Source organism: Streptomyces sp. 11-1-2, from assembly GCF_003595545.1.
Taxonomy (GTDB): domain Bacteria; phylum Actinomycetota; class Actinomycetes; order Streptomycetales; family Streptomycetaceae; genus Streptomyces; species Streptomyces hygroscopicus_B.
This window is the reverse complement of record NZ_CP022545.1, coordinates 9,034,859-9,056,959: the sequence shown is the minus strand read 5'-3', so window position 1 is coordinate 9,056,959 and position 22,101 is coordinate 9,034,859. Positions and strand designations below refer to the sequence as shown.

Below are 22,101 nucleotides of genomic sequence, written 5' to 3'. Positions count from 1 at the left end.
TTCGGAAAGGGCGGGCTTCAGCCCTGAGCGCCCGTCCAGAAGTCCCACCAGCGGGTGAGGATCAGCATTCCGATGACGCCGATCCACATCACCGGGACCACCCAGTGGAACTCCATGAGCCCGCGCCGCAGGCCGTCCGGCGCGGGAAGGTATCCGTGCTTGAGGTTGTGGCCGGTGACGTAGCAGAACATCACGATGGTGGCGACCCAGGCGAGGCAGCACCACAGGCACAGCGAGCCGATGACGTACAGCGACTCGTACTGCAGCCAGGTCACGAAGCCGACGCCGAAGAGCGTGCCCGCGTTGAAGGTCAGCCAGTACCAGCGCGGGAAGCGCGCCCCGGTCAGCAGGGTGATGCCCACGCAGATCACGATGGCGTAGGCGACCAGGCCGAGCATCGGGTTCGGGAAGCCGAACGCCTGCGCCTGGTCGCTCTCCATGATGTTGCCGCAGGAGACGACGGGGTTGAGGCTGCAGCCGGGCGTGAAGACCTTACCGTCGGCCTTGTACTCGAGGATCTTGTTCTTGTCGATCGTGATGACCCAGGCCGCGAGGAGCCCCAGCGCACCGGTGATCACGAGCAGAAGGGCGAAGGCGCGGCTGCCCCCCGTCCCGGTCCGCGCGCCCTCCCGCGCCTCGCCGGACTCCACGTCGTCCATCACTGTCGTCGCCATACTCGCCGTCCGTCGCTCTCCACCGTGTTCAGCCCCGTCGGGCACGGCCATTGTGCCGCACCCACCCCCGCCGTACGGCCCGCTCATCCAGGCCATGCCATGGTGCCCTGTCCCCCGTTCGGAGGACATAAGACGGGCTTCCCGGTCGTCCCCGGGACGAGCGCGGCACCCTCACGCTCATGGATATGGCAGACGAAGCGATACGGGTGCGCGGGCTGCGCAAGCGCTATGGCGCGGTGACCGCGTTGGACGGCGTTGACCTGGGCATTCGGCAGGGTGAGGTGTTCGGCGTCCTGGGGCCCAACGGGGCGGGCAAGAGCACCACGGTGGAGATCCTCCAGGGCCATCGGAGCCGGGACGCGGGGGAGGTCACGGTGCTGGGCCGGGATCCCGCCTCCGGGGGACGGGAATGGCGTTCCCGGATCGGCATCGTTTGGCAGGATGAATCCGCCCCGGCCGAGTTGACGGTGCGGGAGACCGTGCGGCATTTCGCCCGCTACTACCCGCGCCCGCGCGACCCCGACGAGGTCATCGGCCTGGTCGGCCTGGAGGCCAAGACGGGCAGCCGGATCAAGGCGCTGTCGGGCGGCCAGCGGCGCCGTCTGGACGTGGCCCTCGGGGTGATCGGCGATCCGGAGCTGTTGCTGCTGGACGAGCCGACGACGGGCTTCGACCCGGCGGCGCGGCGGCGGTTCTGGGAGCTGATCAGGCGGTTGGCGGACGAGGGCACCACGATCGTGCTCACCACGCACTATCTCGACGAGGCGGAGGCGCTGTCCGACCGGCTGGCGGTCATCGCCGCGGGCAAGGTCGTCGCCGAGGGCGCACCCGCCGAACTGCGCGAGCGGCACGGTAGCCGGGCGACGGTCCACTGGATCGAGCCCGGCGACGGGGCGCGCCAGGAGGAGACGGAGACCCCGACCCGTACCGTCGCGGAGCTGATGCGCCGCTTCGACGGGGAGATTCCGGGGCTACGGATCTCCCGGCCGACCCTGGAGGACGTCTATCTGCGGCTCACCGGACAACTCGACGAGCAGCCCGGGGAGGGCACGCGATGACCACCACGAGCACCACCTCCTCCGGTGCCCGGCGCACCGCCGCGGCCGCCCCCGCGCGGCTGCCCGGCGCCTGGACCCTCGGGCTGCACCGGGGCGCCCTCGAGCTCAGGCAGTTCTTCCGCCAGCGCGAACAGGTGGTTTTCACCTTCGCCTTCCCCGTCGTCTTCCTGTCCCTGTTCGCCTCGATCTTCCGGAACGATGTGCGGGGCGCGGGCGTGACCGCCTCTCAGCTGTACGCCGCGGCGATGATCGCGTCGGGGGTGATGTCGACCAGCTTCCAGTCGCTGGGCGTCTCCATCGCGCTCGAACGGGACGAGAAGGTGCTGCGGCGGCTGCGCGGTACGCCGATGCCCCCGGCCGCGTACTTCCTCGGCAAGCTGTGGCTGGTCCTGGTCTCCGGGATCGCCGAGACGGTGCTGCTGCTGGCCGTCGGCGCCGCGCTCTTCGACCTCGATCTGCCCACGGGGGCGGCCACGTGGTTCACCTTCGCCTGGGTCTTCGCCCTCGGACTGACCGGCTGTGCGCTGCTGGGCATCGCGATCAGCAGTGTGCCGCGCTCCGGTAAGAGCGCCACTTCGGTGGTGGTCCTGCCGTTCCTGGTGCTGCAGTTCATCTCCGGCGTCTTCATCTCGATCGACACGCTGCCGGACTGGATGCTGAACGTGGCTGCCCTCTTCCCGCTGAAGTGGATGTGCCAGGGGTTCCGAGGTGTGTTCCTGCCGGAGTCGGCGGCCGTGCTGGAGCAGGCGGGCTCCTGGGAGTACGGGCGGATCGCCCTGGTGCTGGGCGCGTGGTGCGTCGGAGGATTGGTGCTGTGTCTGCTGACTTTCCGTTGGAAGAGCCACCGGGACGGCTGAGCGAACCGGCCGGCCCTCGCGATCCGGACGTGTACAACCACACCTACCGCCGCTGGGACGTTTATTTCGCGATCGTGTTCGCGGCCACCTTCCTGTTCGTCCTGAGCGGATCGGCCCCCGGGACCGGACCGCGCGCGGTCGCGGCGGCCTTCTTCGCCGCGACCGCGCCGTGGTATGTGCTGGTGGGCCGGCCGGTACTGCTGACGGAAGGCGAGGACCAGTCCCGCGCGCTGGTCTATCTGGTGGGGCTGTTCCTGCTGTTCGTGGTGCCCGCGGCGCTGGTCGGGGAGACCCGGATCGCCATCTTCGCGCTGACGCCCCAGTGCTTCATGCTGCTGCGGATGCGCAGGGCGCTGATCGCCGTCACCGTGATCAACGTCGTCCCGGTGGTGGTCTGGGCGCTCGTGGAGCGGCCGGATTCCGGGGTTCTGTTCTTCAACTCCCTCTTCGCGGCCGTCTCATGGGCCTTCTCGCTGATCATCGGCAGCTGGATCATCATGGTCCTCCAGCAGAGCACCGAGCGCGCCCGGCTGATCGCCGAACTGGACGCCAGCCGCGAGGAGGTGGCCCGGCTGTCGATCGCGCACGGCGCCCTCGCGGAGCGCGAGCGGCTGACCCGGGAGATCCACGACACCCTCGCCCAGGGCTTCACCAGCCTGGTGATGCTCGTTCAGGCCGTGGAGTCGGAGCTGGACCACGATATGCCGCTGGCCCGCCGCCTTAGGCCTTATGGCCCATACGGCCCGGGAGAACCTCGCGGAGGCCCGCGCCCTGGTCGCCGGGGCTGGCCCGGCCGACCTGGACGGCAGTTCACTTCCCGACGCGCTGCGGCGGCTGGCCGTGCGGCACGGGGAGCAGACCGGCTCCCCCGCCCGCGTCGAGGTCTCGGGGGCGGTCCGGCCGCTGCCCGCCGCCGTGGAGGTGGTGGCGCTGCGCGGCTGCCAGGAGGCGCTGTCAAACGCCCGTCGGCACGCGGGGCCGGGCGCCGCCGTCACCGTCGCGCTCGGCTATGGCGAGGACGCGCTGCGGCTGCGGGTCCGGGACACCGGCCGTGGCTTCGACCCGCGCTCCCCGCGCGAGGGCTACGGCCTGGCCGGGCTGCGCGCACGGGCAGGCGAGGTGGGCGGCACGGCGGAGGTGGCTGCCGCCCCGGGCGAGGGCACGACGGTCGCGCTCGAACTGCCCGTCCAGCCGACCGCCCCGTCCCCCCATCCCACCCGGCCGACGCCATGAACGCCGACGGCATGAACGAGGAGCGCACGGTGATCCGGATCCTGATCGCGGACGACCACCCGGTGGTACGGGAGGGGCTGCGCGGCATGCTCGGCGCGGAACCCGATCTGACGGTCGTCGGCGATGCGGACAGCGGGCCGCGGGCGGAGGCGCTGTGCGCCTCGCTGCGGCCCGATGTGGTGCTGATGGACCTGCGGATGCCGGATGGTGGCGGGGTGGAGTCGATCGCGCGGATGACCGCCGCCGGGCTGCCGTCCCGCGTGATCGTGCTGACCACGTACGAGACGGACGGGGACATCCTGCGCGCGGTGGAGGCGGGCGCGGCGGGCTATCTGCTCAAGGACATGGCCCGTGCCGAACTGGCCGAGGCCGTACGCTCCGCCGCTCGCGGCGAGACGGTCCTGGCCCCGTCCGTCGCCGCCCGGCTCATGGACCAGCTGCGCGACCGGCCCGAGCGCCCCCGGCTCTCCGAGCGGGAGACGGCCGTGCTGCGGCTGGTCGCGCAGGGGTGCACCAATGCGGAGATCGGACGACGTCTGTTCATCGGCGAATCGACGGTGAAGACCCATCTGCTCCGGGCCTTCGGCAAGTTGGGCGTGGACGACCGCACCGCGGCGGTCACCAGCGCGATGCGGCTGGGGCTGCTGTAGGGGCAGCGAAAGGGGGCCCGGGGAATCCCCGGGCCCCCTTCGGGCGTCGCTCAGGCGAGGCGCGAGTGGATCGCCTCGACCACCTCGGCGAGGGGCACCGGCGCCTGCTCGCCGGACTCCATGTCCTTCAGCTGGACCACGTCCTCGGCGAGGTCGCGCTCGCCGGCCACGATCGCGTAGCGCGCACCGCTGCGGTTGGCCGCCTTCATCGCGGCCTTCAGGCCCTTGCCGCCGTAGGCGAAGTCCGTGGCGACACCCGCCGTGCGGAGTTCGCCTACCACGCCGAAGAGGACCTTCCTGGCCTCCTCCCCCAGCGGCACCGCGAAGACGCTGACGGCATCGGGGAGGTTCAGCTCGATGCCCTCGGCCTCCAGCGCCAGCACCGTACGGTCGACGCCGAGCGCCCAGCCCACCGAGGGCAGCGCCGGGCCGCCGATCATCTCGGACAGCCCGTCGTAGCGGCCGCCGCCGCCGACCGCGGACTGCGAGCCCAGCCCGTCGTGGACGAACTCGAAGGTGGTGCGGGTGTAGTAGTCCAGGCCGCGCACCAGCTTCGCGTCGTCCTCGAAGGCCACGCCCCGCGCGGTGATCAGCTCGCGGACCTCCGCGTGGTACGCCTTGCACTCCTCGCACAGGTAGTCGCGCAGCAGCGGGGCGCCGGTCAGCTGCTCGCGCACCGCCTCGCGCTTGTCGTCCAGCACCCGCAGCGGGTTGATCTCGACGCGCGCCCGGGTGTCCTCGTCCAGGTCGAGGCCGCGCAGGAAGTCCTGGAGGGCGGCCCGGTAGACGGGGCGGCAGGTGGCGTCGCCCAGCGAGTTCAGCAGGATGCGGAAGTCGCGCAGCCCCAGCGAGCGGTACGCGTCGTGGGCAAGGATGATCAGCTCGGCGTCCAGGGCCGGGTCCTCGGCGCCGATCGCCTCCGCGCCGACCTGCGAGAAGTGGCGGTAGCGGCCCTTCTGCGGCCGCTCGTAGCGGTAGTACGAGCCCGAGTACCAGAGCTTGACCGGCAGTGATCCGGCCTTGTGCAGATTGGCCTCCAGGGCGGCGCGCAGCACCGAGGCGGTGCCCTCGGGGCGCAGCGCGAGCTCGTCGCCGCCCTTGGTGGTGAGGGTGTACATCTCCTTGGTCACGATGTCGGTGGACTCGCCGACGCCGCGCGCGAAGAGCTCCACGTTCTCGAAACCGGGGGTCTCGATATAGCCGTAGCCGGAGCGCTTGAGCGGTGCGGCGATCGCCTCGCGCACCGCCAGGTACGCCGCGGAGGCCGGCGGGATCAGGTCATACGTGCCCCGGGGGGCTTTGAAGGTGCTCAACGGAAGTCTCTCGTCACATTCCTCGTCGCGGAGCCGGGCGCTGCGCGCCGTCTCCCAGGCCGGCGGCCACCTCGCGCAGATACGGGTTGGTGGCGCGCTCACGGCCGATGCTGGTCTGGGGGCCATGGCCGGACAGCACCACGGTCGAGTCGTCGAGCGGCAGGACCACACGGGCCAGCGACTCGAGTATCTCGGCGTGATCGCCGCCGGGCAGATCGGTGCGTCCGATGGAGCCGGCGAAAAGCAGATCGCCCGCGAAGAAGACGGACGGGACGTCCGCCTGCTCGGGCATCCGGAAGGTCACCGACCCCTTGGTATGGCCCGGGGTGTGCGCGACGGTGAGCTCGAGACCGGCCAGCTTCAGCTCGGCGCCGTCGGCCAGCTCCTTGACGTCGTCCGGCTCGCCCACGGTGAGTTCGCCCATCAGCGGCATGCCGATGGAGCGCCCGAATGCCTTCTCGGGGTCGCTCATCATGTAGCGGTCGGACGGGTGGATCCAGGCCGGTACGTCATGCGCGCCGCAGACCGGGACGACCGAGGCGACATGGTCGATATGGCCGTGGGTGAGGACGACGGCGACGGGCTTGAGCCGGTGCTTGGCGACCGCCTCCGCGACGCCTTGGGCCGCCTGATGGCCCGGGTCGATGATCACGCACTCCTCACCGGCGGCGGGGGCGACCAGATAGCAATTGGTCCCCCAGGCCCCGGCGGGGAACCCGGCAATGAGCACGATCGTCCTTAAAAGTCGTCCGGTGGAAGATTGTCGGCGGCTTCAGAGCCTACCGGCGGCGCCCCCACCACAGCGAACCCGTATACGGTACGGCCGAGCCCTCACGCACAACAGCAGGACACTGACGGCACACGCCTTGAGGAGACGACCCGGTGGTCAGTAACGAGCAGCGGCGGCGGCAACTCGCCCGGGAGAAGTACCTTCGCCAGCAGCAGCGGCGCGAATCCGCCCGGCACAAGACGCGCCAGCGCAATGTCGTGATCGCCGCCGTGCTGGCCGTGGTCCTGGCCGGTGGCGGTGCCATCGCGGCCACCGGCGCGCTGTCCGGAAGCGACAAGGACAAGACGAAGGACGACGCCGCCGCGTCCGGCACCCCCTCGGCCGCCCCCACCAGCAAGGCGCCGGACCCCTGTGCCAAGGAGGCGAAGGCGGTCGCCGGCAAGAAGCCGAAGAAGCTGTCGTGGAAGAAGGAGCCGGCGCTCACGGTCGACAAGTCGGCCTCCTACACGATGAAGCTGGAGACGACCTGCGGGGACATCTCCGTGGCCATGGACGCCGGCAAGGCGCCGCACACGGTCAACTCCTTCAGCTTCCTGGCGGGCGAGGGCTACTTCGACCACACCAAGTGCCACCGGCTGGTGAACTCGGGGATCTACGTGCTGCAGTGCGGTGATCCGCAGGGCACCGGCGCGGGCGGCCCCGGCTACACCCTCCCGGACGAGAACCTGAAGGACCCCTCGGTCAAGAGCGGCAAGTACCCGGCCGGGACCGTCGCCATGGCCAACCAGTACAACCCGCAGACCAAGCAGGGCAAGAACACCGGCGGCAGCCAGTTCTTCCTGGTCTACAAGGAGAGCGAGCTCCCGCCCTACTACACGCCCTTCGGCACCGTGGACAAGGCCGGGATGAAGGTCCTGAAGAAGATCGCCGACGCCGGGGCGGGAGCCCCGGACCAGACGATGAACACCGCCCCCAACGCCAGCGTCGTGATCAACAAGGCGACGGTCGGCAAGTCCTGAGGTCGCCGACGCGCGTACTGCGAAATTTCGGTCGCGCAGGATACGGACAGCCGGGGCACCGGTCGCCTATGTTGGCGTTGTGTAGGGTGCCTGCCCCGGAGGCCGCCACCCTGCCGTGAGACCGGCCAGGGCGCATCCCGGCCGGAAGAAACTGTGGACGATGCCGGCGGGCCGCGCGCCCGCCCCGGCATCATGTGGAGGAGGCGCTGTGAGCAGCGAGCCTTGGGGCCGCGTCGACGAGGCGGGGACCGTATACGTGCGTACGGCCGACGGTGAGCAGGTCGTCGGATCGTGGCAGGCGGGATCGCCGGAAGAGGCCCTCGCCTACTTCGAGCGCAAGTACGACGGTCTGGTCGTCGAGATCGGTCTCCTCGAGCGCCGGGTCAAGACCACCGATCTGTCGGCCAAGGACGCGACGGCGGCCATCGACCACATCCGGCACCAGCTCGACGAGCATCACGTGGTCGGCGATCTGGACGCGCTGAGGAAACGGCTCGACAAGCTCGCCGGTGACGTCGAGGCCCGCCGCGAGCAGCGCAAGGCGGCCAAGGCGGTCCAGGCCGACGAGGCCCGCAGGGCCAAGGAGGACCTGGTCGCCGAGGCCGAGCAGCTGGCCGCCAGCGAGCAGTGGCGGGCGGCCGGGGAGCGGCTGCGCGCCCTGGTGGACACCTGGAAGGGCCTGCCGCGTCTGGACCGCAAGACGGACGACGAGCTGTGGCACCGCTTCTCGCACGCCCGCTCGGCGTTCTCCAAGCGCCGCAAGGCGCATTTCGCGGCCCTGGACGCACAGCGCGAGGAGGCCCGTCAGACCAAGGAGAAGCTGGTCGCCGAGGCCGAGGCGCTCTCCGGCTCCACCGACTGGGGTCCGACCGCGGCCCGGTACCGGGAGCTGATGGCGGACTGGAAGGCCGCGGGCCGTGCGCAGCGCGAGGCCGAGGAGGACCTGTGGAACCGCTTCCGCGGTGCGCAGGACATCTTCTTCCAGGGGCGCAGTGAGGTCTTCGCGGAGCGCGACGCCGAGCAGCGGGAGAATCTCACCCGCAAGGAGGAGCTCGTCGTCGAGGCCGAGAAGCTGCTGCCGATCTCGGACCTGAAGGCGGCCCGCGCGGCCTTCCGGTCGGTCAACGAGCGGTGGGAGGCCGTCGGCCATGTGCCGAGGGACGCCCGGGCCCGGATCGAGGGCCGGATCCACGCGGTGGAGCGCGCCATCCAGGAAGCCGAGGAGGCGGAGTGGCGGCGGACCAACCCCGAGGCGCGGGCGCGCGCCCAGGGGCTCACCGGCCAGTTGCAGGACGCCGTCGACAAGCTGCGCAGGCAGATCGACGCGGCCCGCGCGGCGGGGAACAACGCGAAGGCCGACAAGCTCTCCAAGGAGCTCGAGGGCCGGCAGGCGCTGCTGGACCAGGCTCTGAAGGGTTTGCAGGAGTTCGGCGGCTGATGCCGATCCGCTGATCCGGCCGATACGACGACGGCGGCCCCCGGTGCGAAAGCGCCGGGGGCCGCCGCCGTCGTGTGCTCAGCGGGCGCGTTTTCTCAGCGGGCGCGGGCCGAGGTGACCCGGTAGACGTCGTAGACGCCCTCGACGCCCCGTACGGCCTTCAGGACGTGGCCCAGATGCTTGGGGTCGCCCATCTCGAAGGTGAAGCGCGAGGTGGCCACCCGGTCACGGGAGGTCTGCACGGCCGCCGAGAGGATGTTGACGTGCTGGTCGGACAGCACGCGGGTGACGTCCGACAGCAGCCGGGACCGGTCCAGCGCCTCGACCTGGATGGCGACCAGGAAGACCGACGACTGGGTGGGTGCCCATTCGACGTCGAGGATGCGCTCGGGCTGCTGGGAGAGCGAGTCCACGTTGACACAGTCGGCGCGGTGCACGGAGACGCCGCTGCCGCGGGTGACGAAGCCGATGATGGGGTCGCCGGGGACCGGCGTACAGCAGCGGGCCAGCTTGACCCACACATCCTCGACGCCCTTGACCACGACGCCCGGATCGGCGCTGGAGCGGCGCTTGGTGCGACGGATGGGCGGGGCGGTCTCGGCGATGTCCTCGTTGGCCGCCTCCTCGCCGCCGAGCGCCTGGACGAGCTTTTGCACCACGCTCTGCGCGGAGACATGACCCTCGCCGATGGCGGCGTAGAGCGCGGAGATGTCGGGGTAGCGCATCTCATGGGCGAGGGTGACCAGCGAGTCCCCGGTCAGGATCCGCTGGATGGGCAGGTTCTGCTTGCGCATCGCCCGGACGATCGCGTCCTTGCCCTGTTCGATGGCCTCGTCGCGGCGCTCCTTGGAGAACCAGGCGCGGATCTTGTTACGGGCGCGGGGCGACTTGACGAAGCCCAGCCAGTCGCGGGACGGCCCGGCGCCCGCCGCCTTGGAGGTGAAGACCTCCACCAGGTCGCCGTTGTCGAGGGTCGACTCCAGCGGCACCAGCCGCCCGTTGACCCGCGCCCCGATGGTGCGGTGGCCGACCTCGGTGTGCACGGCGTACGCGAAGTCGACCGGGGTGGCCCCGGCCGGAAGCGCTATGACGTCGCCCTTGGGCGTGAAGACGAAGACCTCGTTGCGGGACAGGTCGAAGCGCAGGGACTCCAGGAACTCGCCCGGGTCCTCGGTCTCCTTCTGCCAGTCCAGGAGCTGCCGCAGCCACGCCATGTCGTTGACGGCGTCGTCCTTGCCCGCCTTACGGGGCACATCGGTGCGCACCTTGGACGCGCCGGCCACCGCCTCCTGCTTGTACTTCCAGTGCGCGGCGATGCCGTACTCGGCGCGGCGGTGCATGTCGAAGGTGCGGATCTGCAGCTCGACCGGCTTGCCGCTGGGCCCGATGACCGTCGTGTGCAGCGACTGGTACATGTTGAACTTGGGCATCGCGATGTAGTCCTTGAACCGCCCGGGCACCGGGTTCCACCGCGCGTGGATGGTCCCGAGAGCCGCGTAGCAGTCGCGGACGGTGTCGACGAGCACCCGGATGCCCACCAGGTCGTAGATCTCGGCGAAGTCGCGGCCGCGCACGATCATCTTCTGGTAGACGGAGTAGTAGTGCTTCGGTCGGCCGGTGACGGTCGCCTTGATCCGCGCCGCCCGCAGATCGCCCTGGACCTGGTAGGTGACGACGGCCAGGTACTCGTCGCGCTTGGGGGCCCGCTCGGCGACCAGCCGCACGATCTCGTCGTACATCTTGGGGTAGAGGATCGCGAAAGCGAGGTCCTCCAGCTCCCATTTGATGGTGTTCATGCCCAGGCGGTGGGCGAGCGGGGCATAGATCTCGAGGGTCTCGCGGGCCTTCTTCTCCTGCTTCTCCCGCTTGAGGTAGCGCATGGTGCGCATGTTGTGCAGCCGGTCGGCGAGCTTGATGACCAGCACCCGGGGGTCCCGGGCCATGGCGACGACCATCTTGCGCACGGTCTCGGCCTGGGCCGCCTCGCCGAACTTGACCTTGTCCAGCTTGGTGACGCCGTCGACGAGCAGGGCGACCTGGTCGCCGAAGTCCCGGCGCAGGGTGTCCAGGCCGTACTCGGTGTCCTCGACGGTGTCATGCAGCAGCCCGGCCATCAAAGTGGCCGGATCCATACCCAGCTCGGCCAGGATCGTGGTCACCGCGAGGGGGTGGGTGATGTACGGATCGCCGCTCTTGCGCTTCTGGCCGCGGTGCCAGCGCTCGGCCACCTGGTACGCGCGCTCGATCTGGCGCAGCGTCGAGGCTTCCGCCTTGGGGTCGTTGGCGCGCACTATCCGCAGCAGCGGCTCCAGCACCGGGTTGTACGGGCTGGAGCGCTGGACGCCGAGGCGCGCCAGGCGGGCCCGGACGCGGTTGGAGGAGCCGGAGCGGGGCGCGGGGCTCTGTACGGGGCGCGCGGGGGGCGTGGTGGCGGGCAGGTTGCTGGAGCGGCCCGTGGCGGGCTTCGGGCTCGTCTGCTCGGGGCCGCGCCGGACCGGGCTGTCGCCGCTGTTCTTGGGCACGCCGGAGGCCGCCGTCGGCTCGGCGGCGGTGGGCGCGTCCGGCTGTGCGGAGGGGGTTCCGCCCGGACGGACGTTGGGCGAGAGCGGCTGGGCCTCGTCTGGCAAGAGCACTCCTCAAGCGGTCCGGACCTCGAAAGGTCAGGCTGCCATGGTATCGATCCCGCCACTCCACTTGCCTGCCGACCGCCAAGCCGGGCATGACGGGGGCATGTGACGGCATGGCGGAGGGCGGGGACCTGCGGTGCGCGGTCCCCGCCCTCCGGCGGTCTTCCCGGCCCGGTGTGCGGGCCCGTGCTCCGGCTCAGACCGTGATCAGGGCCTCCAGCGGGGCGCTGTCCAGCGCGGCCAGCAGACGGCCGCGGCCGTCGAGGAAGCCGAGCTCCAGCAGCACGGCGACCCCGGCGATCTGGGCGCCGGCCCGCCGGATGAGCTGCAGGGACGCCTCGGCGGTGCCGCCGGTGGCCAGTACGTCGTCGATCACCAGGACCCGGTCGCCGGGCTCCAGCGCGTCGGCGTGTATCTCGATCTCGGCGGTGCCGTACTCCAGCTCGTACGCCTGGCCGAGCGTCGCCCCGGGGAGCTTGCCGGCCTTGCGGACCGGTACGAAACCGATTCCGGCGCGGACGGCGGCCGGGGCGGCGAGGATGAAGCCGCGCGCCTCCAGGCCCACCACCTTGTCCGCCCGGTGCCGGACGCACAGCTCGGCGAGCGCTTCGGTGAGCGCGCCGAAGGCGGTGGCGTCGGCGAGCAGCGGGGTGATGTCCTTGAACATCACGCCCGGCTCGGGGTAGTCCGGCACGTCCTGGATCCGACTGAGGAGCAGTGTGCGCAGCTCCTCGGCGGCGGCCGCGCCGGATCCGTCGGGCCTGCCGTCGGGACTGTCCGCCGTGGTCTTCGTCGTCTCGGTCATCGTCGGGCTCCCCCGCTCATCGCCGCTTGCCCGACGGCCGGCCGCGCCCCCGGTTACGGGCGGCGGGCTGGCGGCGCTGGCCGACGACCCCGGCGGGGGCCGCGGCGGCGTCCTCCAGGTCGGGGGTGTCCTCCTCGTCGGACGACGAGTCGGCGGCCTCGGCCTTGGCGGACGCGGCACGCTTGGCCTTGACCCGCTTGGCGAGCGCCTTCATCTTCGGGTCGCGCTCCTTCAGATCGGCGACCAGCGGGGTCGCGATGAAGATCGAGGAGTACGCACCGGCGGCGAGACCGACGAAGAGCGCCAGGGAGATGTCGTTGAGCATGCCCGCGCCGAGCAGACCGCCACCGATGAACAGCAGCGCGCCGACCGGCAGCAGCGCGACGATCGTGGTGTTGATGGACCGCACCAGGGTCGAGTTGAGGCTGCGGTTGGCGATTTCGCTGTAGGTGAAGCGGGTCTGCTTGGTGATGTCCTTCGACGCTTCCTTGAGACCGTCGAAGACCACGACGGTGTCGTAGAGCGAATAACCGAGGATCGTCAGCAGACCGATCACGGTGCCCGGGGTGACCTCGAAGCCGACCAGTGCGTAGACACCGACGGTGATGGTGAGGTCGTGAATCAGGGCGATCAGGGCGGCCAGCGCCATCCGCCATTCGAAGGCGATGGCGAGATAGATCACCACCAGCACCATGAAGATCGCCAGACCCTGCCAGGCCTTGCTGGCGATCTGCTCGCCCCAGCTCGGGCCGACCAGCTGAGTGTCGATCTTGCTGGTCTTGACGCCCAGCTCCTTGGCGAGGTTCTCCTGGACCGGCAGGGCCTCCTTGGTACCCAGCTCGCTGATCTGGATCCGCAGACCGCCCCGGCCGAGCTCCTGGACGACGACGGTGTGGCCGCCGGACGCGTCCTCCGCCGTCTGGCGCAGATCGGAGGCCGAGACCTTGGTGTTCGGGGTGGTGAAGACCGCGCCGCCGGAGAACTCGATGCCCATGTTCAGGCCGCGCACCGCCAGGCCAACGATGGCCGTGATGGTGATCAGTATCGAGATGCCGTACCAGAGCTTCCGCTTGCCGACGAAGTCGTAGCCGACCTCGCCTCGGTAGAGCCTGGCGCCGAGAGTGCCGAGTCGCGACATCTCACGCCTCCTTTGTGTCGGCGGGGCCGGGGGCGGCGGGACGGCGACGGCGCAGCGGCGGCGTGACCCCGAGGCGCTTGGGGTCCAGTCCGGACCACGAATGGCCGTTCCCGAAGAACGGGCGGCGGGCGAGGATCGTCATCAGCGGCTTGGTGAAGAGGAACACCACGGCGACGTCGAGCAGCGTGGTGAGCCCCAGGGTGAAGGCGAAGCCCTGCACCTTGCCGACGGTGACGATGTAGAGCACCGCGGCGGCCAGGAACGACACGAAGTCCGACACCAGGATGGTGCGCCGGGCCCGCGGCCAGCCGCGCTCGACGGCGGGGCGCAGCGAGCGGCCCTCCCGGATCTCGTCGCGGATCCGTTCGAAGTAGACGATGAACGAGTCGGCGGTGATACCGATGGCCACGATCGCACCGCAGACCGCCGGCAGGTTCAGCGCGAAGCCGATGCCCGGGCCGAGCAGCACCATGATCGTGTACGTCAGGATCGCGGAGACGCCGAGGCTGGCCATGGCCACGAGGGCGAGACCGCGGTAGTAGACGACCAGGTAGATCACGACCAGCGCGAGGCCGATGGCACCTGCGACCAGACCGGCGTCCAGCTGCTCACCGCCGAGCGCGGCGGAGACGGTGGTCTCGTCCGCGATGTCGAAGGACAGCGGGAGCGCACCGTAGGACAGCACGTTGGCCAGGTCCTCGGAGCTCTGCTGGGTGAAGCCGCCGGAGATGGTGGCCCGGCCGCCGGTGATGGCGCCCTGGGTGACCTCGGGGTCGGAGACGACCTCGCCGTCCAGGACGATCGCGAAGCGGTTCTGCGGGGACTGCTTGGTGGTGAGCTCGCCGGTGGTCTTGGCGAACTTCTTGGAGCCCTTGCCGTTGAAGTCGAGCTGGACGATCCAGCCCGCTCCGTTCTGGCTCTCGAAGACCGCGGAGGCGTCGTCCACGTCGGTGCCCTCGACCTCGGAGGGGCCGAGGACGAACTTGGAGTCGCCCTTCTCGCTGCAGGCCAGCACGGGGTCGCTCGGCTTGGCGTTGGCCGCCTTGTCGGCCGCCGCGGCGCGTGCGGCCGGCTTGGTGCAGTCCAGGTTCGCGAACTGCTTGGCCAGCTCCTGCTGGCCGGCGGAACCGGACGGGCTCTTGGACGGGTCGGGCTTCGGGGTGTTCGACGGCGAGGGGGTCTCGCCGGGCTTCTTGTCGGCCTTCAGTCCCTCGGAGAGGGCCCGCCCCTGGGTGCTGGGGCTGGCCGAGGAGGACGAGGAAGCCGACGGCGTGCCGGACGGCTTGCCGCCCTTGTCGTCGCCCTTGCCGCTGGCGCTGGCGGACGGGCTGGGGGTGGAGCTGGGGTCGGGCGTCTTCTGGCCGCTGGTGGTCGTGGTCACCGGCCGGAAGTAGAGCTGGGCGGTGGTGCCGACCTGCTGCCGGGCCTGCTTCGCGTTCGTCCCCTTGGGGATGTTCACGATGATGTGCTTCTCGCCCTGCGTCTGGACCTCGGCCTCGGACACACCCAGACCGTTGACCCGCCGCTCGATGATGCTCACGGCGGTGTTCATATTGTCCGTGTTGATCGCGTTGGGCTTGCCCGGTTGGTTCTTGGCCTCCAGCGTGAAGCTGGTGCCGCCCGCGAGATCGATACCCAGTCGCGGCGTGGTGTGACCGGAGACGAACATGCCTCCGGTCAGCGCCACGATGGCGATCAGGATGACGGCCAAGGCGCGCCCGGGCCTGCCCTGTGACCCGGAGGACCTGCGGCCCTTCTTCGGTGCTGCCACCTTCTCGTATCTCCCTGTCCAACCGCCCCGCATCGGGTGTGCGCGGAGCGGCCACGAAGTCTTGTGGGGACGAGCCCCCGCCGGAGCCTAGACCGTTCAGGGAACCGCGACGCACCAAACGGGGGCGCGCCGCGGATTCCCGGGGGACGGACTTACTTCGCGTCGGTGCCGCCGTCCCGCTTCTCGTCCTCGGACATGCTCGCCGTCGCGGCGTCGTCCTTGCCGAGGTCGATCTTCTTGACGTCCGTCTTCCCGGCCTTCTCGTCCGTCTCGTCGGCCGCGTCGGCCTTGTCGGCGGAGGAGTCGCCATCACCGGCATCGGCGGCCTCGGTCAGCGAGGAGGCGTCGTCGGGAACGACAGGGGTGTCGGCGGCGTCGACGTCCTCGTCGGGGTCGATGCCGTGCACGATGCGGTTGTACTCGGCGTCCGCCAGGACGGCTCCCACGGAGTTCTTCGCGTAGATCGCGTGCACGCCGGGAGCCACCTCGAGGAGGACCGTGTCGTCGTGGACCTCCTTGACCGTCGCGTACATGCCGCCAATGGTCCGCACGCCCGTGCCCGGGTGCATGTCATTGCGCATCTGCTGGGCCTGGCGCTGCTTGTTCTTGGCCGAACGCGTCATCAGGAACATGGCCCCGATGAGCACGATGAACGGCAGGAGAGTCACGATATTCACGGGACGGAAATTCCTTCACACGACCGCGGGGAGCGGCCTGGTCTACGGGGGTGGGTATACCGCACGGTGAGCGGACGGCATACGGACGGCATCGGCGGAGTCTAAGCGAGCCCACACCAATGGAACAACGCCCGGCGCGGTACCGGGGTTCCTGACCCCGCCATTATTGGTCCTCTATGCCATGATGCCGGGTAAGCGATCGCTTATGCCCCGGCGTGGCCCCTCATCCGTCGAAGAGCCCCGCCTGGCCGCCGCCGGCGGTCTGCGGCGGCGGGGTCAGCCCCAGATGGGCCCAGGCAGCCGGGGTGCCGATCCGCCCCCGGGGCGTACGGGCCAGCAGCCCCTCCCGGACCAGGAAGGGCTCGGCGACCTCCTCGACCGTCTCACGCTCCTCCCCCACGGCGACCGCCAGGGTCGACAGACCCACCGGGCCGCCGCCGAACAGCTTGAGCAGGGCACTGAGCACCGCCCGGTCCAGCCGGTCCAGACCGCGCTCGTCCACGTCGTACACGGCGAGGGCGCTGGCGGCGATCTCGCGCGTGATCACGCCGTCGGCCTTGACCTGGGCGTAGTCCCGCACCCGGCGCAGCAGACGGTTGGCGATCCGGGGGGTGCCTCGGGAGCGGCCCGCGATCTCGGAGGCGCCCTCGGCCTCGATGGTCACGTCGAGCAGCCCGGCGGAGCGGTGGATGACCCGCTCCAGCTCGGCCGGGGCGTAGAACTCCATATGGCCGGTGAAGCCGAAGCGGTCGCGCAGCGGGGGCGGCAGCAGCCCGGCCCGGGTGGTGGCGCCGACCAGCGTGAACGGCGGCAGCTCCAGCGGGATGGCGGTGGCCCCGGGCCCCTTGCCGACAATGACGTCGACGCGGAAGTCCTCCATCGCCATATAGAGCATTTCCTCGGCGGGCCGGGACATCCGGTGGATCTCGTCCAGGAAGAGCACCTCGCCCTCGGCGAGGGAGGAGAGGATCGCGGCCAGATCGCCGGCGTGCTGGATGGCGGGGCCGGAGGTGATCCGGATCGGGGCGGCCATCTCGGCGGCGATGATCATGGAGAGGGTGGTCTTGCCCAGCCCGGGCGCGCCGGAGAGCAGCACGTGATCGGCGGTGCCGCCGCGCTGCCGGGCCGCCTTGAGCACCAGGTCCAGCTGCTCGCGCACCCGCTCCTGCCCGACGAACTCGCCGAGGTCCTTCGGGCGCAGCGCGGCCTCCACCGCTTGGTCGTCGCCGTCCGCGTCGGCGCCCACCAGCCTGCCGCCGGGGCCGGGCGGGGCGTCGTCGGCGGTGGCCGATGGGGTCTCGTCCCAGTTCACTGCGTTTCGCCTCGCGATGTCGTCTGGAGTGGTGCCGCCGGTCGCGGCCCGCGGCCGCGGTGGCTCACCGTGTGCGGTTCAGGGTCTGCAGGGCGGCCCGCAGCAGCTGAGCCACCTGGGGCTTGCCGCCCGCGGCCACCACCTCCTCGGCCTGCGGGGTGACGGCGGCCACCGCCTCGTCGGCCTCCCGGGTGGCGTAGCCGAGGCCGACCAGTGCGGTGTGCAGCTGGTCGCTCCAGCCGGGGGCCGCCGCGGAGCGGGCACTGGGGACGGCAGAGCCGAGCGGCTCGCCGAGCCGGTCCTTGAGCTCCAGCAGCAGCCGCTGCGCCCCCTTCTTGCCGATGCCGGGGACGGCGGTGAGCGCCTTCTCGTCCCCGGTGGACACCGCGAGCCGCAGCGCGTCCGGGGAGTGCACCGCCAGCATGGCCTGGGCCAGCCGGGGGCCGACCCCGCTGGCGGTCTGGAGCAGCTCGAAGACCTGGCGCTCGTCGTCGTCGGCGAAGCCGTAGAGGGTCAGCGAGTCCTCACGGACGACGAGGGAGGTGGCCAGCCGGGCCTGCTGGCCGACGCGCAGCCCGGCCAGGGTGGCGGGGGCGCACTGGAGCGCCATCCCGATCCCGCCGACCTCGATCACGGCGGTGTCCGGGGCGACGGCCGCCACCGGACCGGAGACGAACGCGATCATGAGATACGGCCTTTCGTGGTGCGCGCGGTACTCGTGGTGCCGGCGGTGCTCGTGGGGCGGGCGCTATTCGTGGTGCGGTGGGCGGCGACGGCCTGCTGGAGGCGGTTGGTCGCGGGGGCCCGCCAGATATGGCAGATGGCGAGCGCCAGGGCGTCCGCCGCGTCGGCCGGTTTGGGCGGTGCGTCCAGCCGCAGCAGCCGGGTCACCATCGAGCCGACCTGTGCCTTGTCGGCGCGCCCGGATCCGGTCACGGCCGCCTTGACCTCGCTGGGGGTGTGCAGCGCGACCGGGAGCCCGCGGCGCGCCGCGCACAGCATCGCGACGGCGCTGGCCTGGGCGGTGCCCATGACGGTGCGCACATTGTGCTGGCTGAACACCCGCTCCACGGCGACGGATTCGGGCCGGTGGGCGTCCAGCCACTCCTCTATGCCTCGCTCGATGAGGACGAGCCGGTCGCCGATCGCGAGATCCGCCCCGGTCCGGATGACGCCCACGCCGAGCATCCGCAGCGGGCGGCCCGCGACCCCCTCGACCACGCCGACGCCGCACCGGGTCAGCCCCGGGTCCACGCCCAGCACGCGCACCGCGCCCCTCCCCTCACCGCTGCTTCGGTCACCTGTTCCTGCAGGCTAGCGGCTGCCGCCGACAACACCGGCGCGGACAACGCCGACGGGCCGGTGGGGTGGTGCCCCGCCGGCCCGTCGGCGTTGACCGAAGGCGTTGACCGCCGTGCCGATCCGCCGTCAGGCGTCCACCTTGGCCATGACCTCGTCGGAGACATCGAAGTTGGCGAAGACGTTCTGCACGTCGTCGCTGTCCTCGAGAGCGTCGATCAGCTTGAAGATCTTGCGCGCGGCGTCTTCCTCGAGCTCGACCTGCATCGTGGGCACGAAGTTGGCGTCGGCCGAGTCGTAGTCGATACCCGCCTCCTGCAGGGCGGTACGGACCGCGACCAGGTCGGTGGCCTCGCTGATCACCTCGAAGGACTCACCGAGGTCGTTGACCTCCTCGGCGCCCGCGTCCAGGACCGCGCCCAGCACGTCGTCCTCGGCGAGCTCGCCCTTGGGGACGATGACGACGCCCTTACGGTTGAACAGGTACGACACGGAGCCCGGGTCGGCCATCGAGCCGCCGTTGCGCGTCATCGCGACGCGGACATCGGAGGCCGCGCGGTTGCGGTTGTCGGTCAGGCACTCGATGAGCACGGCCACGCCGTTGGGGCCGTAGCCCTCGTACATGATCGTCTCGTACTCGGCGCCACCGGCCTCGAGACCGGCACCACGCTTGACCGCGCTGTCGATGTTCTTGTTCGGAACCGACGACTTCTTCGCCTTCTGGATGGCGTCGAAGAGCGTCGGGTTGCCCTCCGGGTCGGAACCGCCCATCCGGGCCGCGACCTCGATGTTCTTGATCAGCTTCGCGAAGAGCTTGCCGCGCTTGGCATCGATCACGGCCTTCTTGTGCTTCGTCGTAGCCCATTTAGAGTGGCCGGACATCCGCCTGTCTCCTTCGCGTAACCCATTGCTGTACGAACGCCTGAGATCCTACCGGGATCGGCTCGGCCCGCGGCGTGGACCAGCCCTCCCGTCTCCCACCACCCTCAACCGAGCGCTACGCGCGCCGCACCATATCCACGAAGAGCTTGTGCACCCGGTGGTCACCCGTCAGCTCGGGGTGGAACGAGGTCGCCAGGACATTGCCCTGCCGGACGGCGACGGTGTGCCCGTCGAACGTCGCGAGCACCTCGGCACCGCCGCCCACGGACTCGACCCACGGCGCGCGGATGAAGACCCCCTCGACGGGGCCGCCCTCGATGCCGTCGATGTCGACCCGGGCCTCGAAGGACTCGTTCTGACGGCCGAAGGCGTTGCGGCGCACGATCATGTCGATGCCGCCGATGGTCTCCTGGTCGTCCCGGCCGTCGAGGATCTTGTCCGCGAGCATGATCATGCCCGCGCACGTACCGTACACCGGCATTCCGGCCCGGACCCGCTCGCGCAGCGGCTCCAGCAGCCCGAAGATGACCGCCAGCTTGGACATGGTGGTCGACTCGCCCCCCGGGATCACCAGGGCCGCGACCTCGGCGAGCTCCTCGGGACGGCGGATCTGCCGGGCCGTGGCCCCGGCCGCGGTGAGCGCGGCGAAATGCTCGCGGACATCGCCCTGGAGGGCGAGCACACCGATCACAGGCGCGTCGGGCGTGGACGCGGTCGGCAGGGAAGCAGTGGACGACGTAGTCACGGAAGCGAAGACCTCTCGAACGTCAGGAGCACCACGCGCCGGGCCGGGACGCCGGGCGCGTGGTGCCATGTGGTGCCGTGCGGGCGCCGCTTACCAGCCGCGGCTGGCGTAGCGCTCGGACTCGGGGAGGGTGTCGCAGTTGATGCCGACCATGGCCTCGCCGAGGTCCCGGGACGCGTCCGCGATGACCTTGGGGTCGTCGTAGAAGGTGGTGGCCTTCACGATCGCGGCGGCGCGCTTGGCCGGGTCGCCCGACTTGAAGATGCCGGAGCCCACGAAGACGCCCTCGGCGCCGAGCTGGCGCATCAGCGCGGCGTCTGCCGGGGTGGCGACACCGCCGGCGGAGAACAGCACGACCGGCAGCTTGCCGGTCTGCGCGATCTCGGCGACCAGCTCGTACGGGGCGCGGATCTCCTTGGCGGCCGCGTAGAGCTCGTGGTTGTCCAGGCCGCGCAGGCGGGCGATCTCGCCCCTGATCTGGCGCAGGTGGCGGACCGCCTCGACGACGTTGCCGGTGCCGGCCTCGCCCTTGGAACGGATCATGGCCGCACCCTCGGCGATCCGGCGCAGCGCCTCGCCCAGGTTGGTGGCTCCGCAGACGAAGGGGGTGGTGAAGGACCACTTGTCGCTGTGGTTGACCTCGTCGGCCGGGGTGAGGACCTCGGACTCGTCGATGTAGTCGACGCCGAGCGACTGCAGCACCTGCGCCTCGACGAAGTGGCCGATCCGCGACTTGGCCATGACCGGGATGGAGACGGCGCTGATGATGCCCTCGATCATGTCCGGGTCGGACATCCGGGCCACGCCGCCGTCCTTACGGATGTCGGCCGGCACCCGCTCGAGTGCCATGACCGCGACGGCACCGGCGTCCTCGGCGACCTTGGCCTGCTCGGGGGTGACGACGTCCATGATCACGCCACCCTTGAGCTGCTCGGCCATACCGCGCTTGACGCGGGCGGTTCCGGTCGCGGGGGCGTCGGAGTTGGGCGTGCTGGCGGGCGTGATGGACACGGTTTGACCTCACTCGATAATGAAAAGTGCGATGAGCCCATCGTAGGGCCGTTCGATACCGGAACATGACCCGGCCATCTGGTCCTGGTCACGAGCGTGTGTGCTACACGAATGACAAAAGCGGCTCGGGGCGGGGCACGGCAAGGGCCAATCGAAGGCCGGTGGCTCGAAACAGCCGGTGAATCCTCAGTGCGCGGAAGGCGGCAGGGGGCGGGCTCTTCTGCCGTCGCACCGTAGGGCTTCCTTCAGCGCAGGGCTTTCTTCAGCGCTCGGCCTCCTCGGCGCCCGGCACCCGCCCGAGGGCCGCCGGGGGCTCGTCGTCCATCTCGAAGGCGAGCGGAAACGGGGCGTGACCCGCCAGCCGGAACCAGCGCACCGTGCGATGGCGGCGCAGCGCCCGCGCCGCGCGCACCGCGTCGTTGTGGAACCGCCGGGCCATCGGCACCCGCCTTACCGTCTCCGTGAGCTCCCCCAGGGCGTCCTCGCCACCCGGCGCCTGCCGTACCGCCTCGGCCTGTGCGCTGTCCTGGAAGACGGCCCGCAGCGCCTGGCTCAGCTCGCTCTCGGCGACCTCGCGGTGCTCCTCCTCGGACTGCCGGGCGGCGTGCGCGGCCTGGTACAGCACGATCGACGCGGCCGGGTCGAGCACTTCGGCGGTGGCCAGCTCCTGCGCGACGGAGGCACGCCGCAGCAGCTGCGCGTCCAGTGCGGCCCGCGCCGCGTCCAGACGGCTGTGCAGCCGGTCGAGGCGTCCCGCGGTCCAGCTCAGATAGACGGCGATGACGACCAGCACGACGGCGATCCAGATCAAGGTGCTCACGGCCCGCCACGCTACCGCCTGCCGCCCCGGGAATCCGGGGTG

The 22,101-nt window shown here is 70.8% G+C and carries 22 protein-coding genes; 6 read left to right on the top strand and 16 right to left on the bottom strand.

The genetic code is table 11. From position 1 onward, the window contains the following. Window positions 1-17 precede the first annotated feature (17 nt). Window positions 18-674 (bottom strand): vitamin K epoxide reductase family protein, encoded by a 657-nt coding sequence (locus tag CGL27_RS38935; RefSeq protein ID WP_119992300.1) that lies wholly within the window; start codon window positions 672-674, stop codon window positions 18-20. Window positions 675-859: 185 nt separating this feature from the next. Between CGL27_RS38935 and CGL27_RS38930 the strand changes: the two genes are divergently transcribed. Next, window positions 860-1,732, top strand: coding sequence for an ABC transporter ATP-binding protein (locus CGL27_RS38930; protein ID WP_119992299.1), 873 nt, complete (start codon window positions 860-862; stop codon window positions 1,730-1,732). After that, on the top strand, window positions 1,729-2,589 hold the full coding sequence (locus CGL27_RS38925; protein ID WP_119992298.1) for an ABC transporter permease: 861 nt from the start codon (window positions 1,729-1,731) through the stop codon (window positions 2,587-2,589). The genes CGL27_RS38930 and CGL27_RS38925 overlap by 4 nt, the downstream gene beginning before the upstream one ends. A 235-nt stretch (window positions 2,590-2,824) precedes the next feature. Here the strand turns inward: CGL27_RS38925 and CGL27_RS53655 are convergent, their stop codons facing one another. Further along, window positions 2,825-3,085 (bottom strand): hypothetical protein, encoded by a 261-nt coding sequence (locus tag CGL27_RS53655; protein WP_346345760.1) that lies wholly within the window; start codon window positions 3,083-3,085, stop codon window positions 2,825-2,827. Between the two features lie 233 nt (window positions 3,086-3,318). Between CGL27_RS53655 and CGL27_RS53650 the strand changes: the two genes are divergently transcribed. Beyond that, complete coding sequence (locus CGL27_RS53650; RefSeq protein ID WP_346345759.1) at window positions 3,319-3,822, top strand: ATP-binding protein; 504 nt, start codon at window positions 3,319-3,321, stop codon at window positions 3,820-3,822. Between the two features lie 29 nt (window positions 3,823-3,851). Then, window positions 3,852-4,472: a response regulator transcription factor gene (locus CGL27_RS38915; protein ID WP_119994766.1), complete on the top strand. Its 621-nt coding sequence runs from the start codon at window positions 3,852-3,854 to the stop codon at window positions 4,470-4,472. Between the two features lie 50 nt (window positions 4,473-4,522). Here CGL27_RS38915 and hisS read toward each other — a convergent pair whose 3' ends face one another. Together hisS and CGL27_RS38905 are read right to left on the bottom strand one after the other, a co-directional pair. Continuing rightward, on the bottom strand, window positions 4,523-5,785 hold the full coding sequence (gene hisS, locus CGL27_RS38910; protein WP_078639869.1) for a histidine--tRNA ligase: 1,263 nt from the start codon (window positions 5,783-5,785) through the stop codon (window positions 4,523-4,525). Window positions 5,786-5,798: 13 nt separating this feature from the next. Beyond that, window positions 5,799-6,515, bottom strand: coding sequence for an MBL fold metallo-hydrolase (locus CGL27_RS38905; protein ID WP_119992297.1), 717 nt, complete (start codon window positions 6,513-6,515; stop codon window positions 5,799-5,801). Between the two features lie 152 nt (window positions 6,516-6,667). On the opposite strand from CGL27_RS38905, the gene CGL27_RS38900 reads away from it, so the two are divergent. Then, entirely contained in the window at window positions 6,668-7,534 is an 867-nt protein-coding gene (locus CGL27_RS38900; protein WP_078639871.1) for a peptidylprolyl isomerase, read from the top strand. A 208-nt stretch (window positions 7,535-7,742) separates the two neighbouring features. Continuing rightward, the gene (locus tag CGL27_RS38895) at window positions 7,743-8,972 is read left to right on the top strand and encodes a DUF349 domain-containing protein (RefSeq protein WP_078639872.1); all 1,230 of its coding nucleotides are present in this window, start codon (window positions 7,743-7,745) and stop codon (window positions 8,970-8,972) included. Window positions 8,973-9,067: 95 nt separating this feature from the next. On the opposite strand, the gene CGL27_RS38890 is transcribed toward CGL27_RS38895, so the two are convergent. The 12 genes from CGL27_RS38890 to CGL27_RS38835 form a co-directional block, all read right to left on the bottom strand. Further along, window positions 9,068-11,599, bottom strand: coding sequence for a bifunctional (p)ppGpp synthetase/guanosine-3',5'-bis(diphosphate) 3'-pyrophosphohydrolase (locus CGL27_RS38890; protein ID WP_119992296.1), 2,532 nt, complete (start codon window positions 11,597-11,599; stop codon window positions 9,068-9,070). Between the two features lie 196 nt (window positions 11,600-11,795). Then, window positions 11,796-12,404: an adenine phosphoribosyltransferase gene (locus CGL27_RS38885; protein ID WP_237298659.1), complete on the bottom strand. Its 609-nt coding sequence runs from the start codon at window positions 12,402-12,404 to the stop codon at window positions 11,796-11,798. A gap of 16 nt (window positions 12,405-12,420) precedes the next feature. After that, complete coding sequence (gene secF, locus CGL27_RS38880) at window positions 12,421-13,542, bottom strand: protein translocase subunit SecF (RefSeq protein WP_119992295.1); 1,122 nt, start codon at window positions 13,540-13,542, stop codon at window positions 12,421-12,423. 1 nt (window position 13,543) lies between these two features. Further along, window positions 13,544-15,313 carry a protein translocase subunit SecD gene (gene secD / locus CGL27_RS38875; RefSeq protein WP_119992294.1) on the bottom strand — a complete coding sequence of 590 codons (1,770 nt, stop codon included), beginning with the start codon at window positions 15,311-15,313 and terminating at the stop codon, window positions 13,544-13,546. A gap of 152 nt (window positions 15,314-15,465) precedes the next feature. Next, on the bottom strand, window positions 15,466-15,990 hold the full coding sequence (yajC, locus tag CGL27_RS38870) for a preprotein translocase subunit YajC (protein ID WP_119992293.1): 525 nt from the start codon (window positions 15,988-15,990) through the stop codon (window positions 15,466-15,468). Between the two features lie 223 nt (window positions 15,991-16,213). Then, on the bottom strand, window positions 16,214-17,302 hold the full coding sequence (gene ruvB, locus CGL27_RS38865) for a Holliday junction branch migration DNA helicase RuvB (RefSeq protein ID WP_078639877.1): 1,089 nt from the start codon (window positions 17,300-17,302) through the stop codon (window positions 16,214-16,216). 64 nt (window positions 17,303-17,366) lie between these two features. Continuing rightward, the gene (ruvA, locus tag CGL27_RS38860; RefSeq protein WP_119992292.1) at window positions 17,367-17,987 is read right to left on the bottom strand and encodes a Holliday junction branch migration protein RuvA; all 621 of its coding nucleotides are present in this window, start codon (window positions 17,985-17,987) and stop codon (window positions 17,367-17,369) included. After that, window positions 17,984-18,571, bottom strand: coding sequence for a crossover junction endodeoxyribonuclease RuvC (gene ruvC, locus CGL27_RS38855; RefSeq protein ID WP_119992291.1), 588 nt, complete (start codon window positions 18,569-18,571; stop codon window positions 17,984-17,986). Before ruvC ends, ruvA begins: the two co-directional genes overlap by 4 nt. Window positions 18,572-18,730: 159 nt before the next feature. Further along, window positions 18,731-19,483, bottom strand: coding sequence for a YebC/PmpR family DNA-binding transcriptional regulator (locus CGL27_RS38850; protein ID WP_078639880.1), 753 nt, complete (start codon window positions 19,481-19,483; stop codon window positions 18,731-18,733). A gap of 115 nt (window positions 19,484-19,598) precedes the next feature. Next, entirely contained in the window at window positions 19,599-20,228 is a 630-nt protein-coding gene (gene pdxT, locus CGL27_RS38845) for a pyridoxal 5'-phosphate synthase glutaminase subunit PdxT (RefSeq protein ID WP_078639881.1), read from the bottom strand. A gap of 90 nt (window positions 20,229-20,318) precedes the next feature. After that, window positions 20,319-21,239: a pyridoxal 5'-phosphate synthase lyase subunit PdxS gene (pdxS, locus tag CGL27_RS38840; RefSeq protein WP_078639882.1), complete on the bottom strand. Its 921-nt coding sequence runs from the start codon at window positions 21,237-21,239 to the stop codon at window positions 20,319-20,321. Between the two features lie 262 nt (window positions 21,240-21,501). Further along, a complete protein-coding gene (locus CGL27_RS38835; protein ID WP_078639883.1) occupies window positions 21,502-22,059 on the bottom strand; it encodes a hypothetical protein in 558 nt (185 codons plus the stop codon). Window positions 22,060-22,101: the final 42 nt, after the last annotated feature.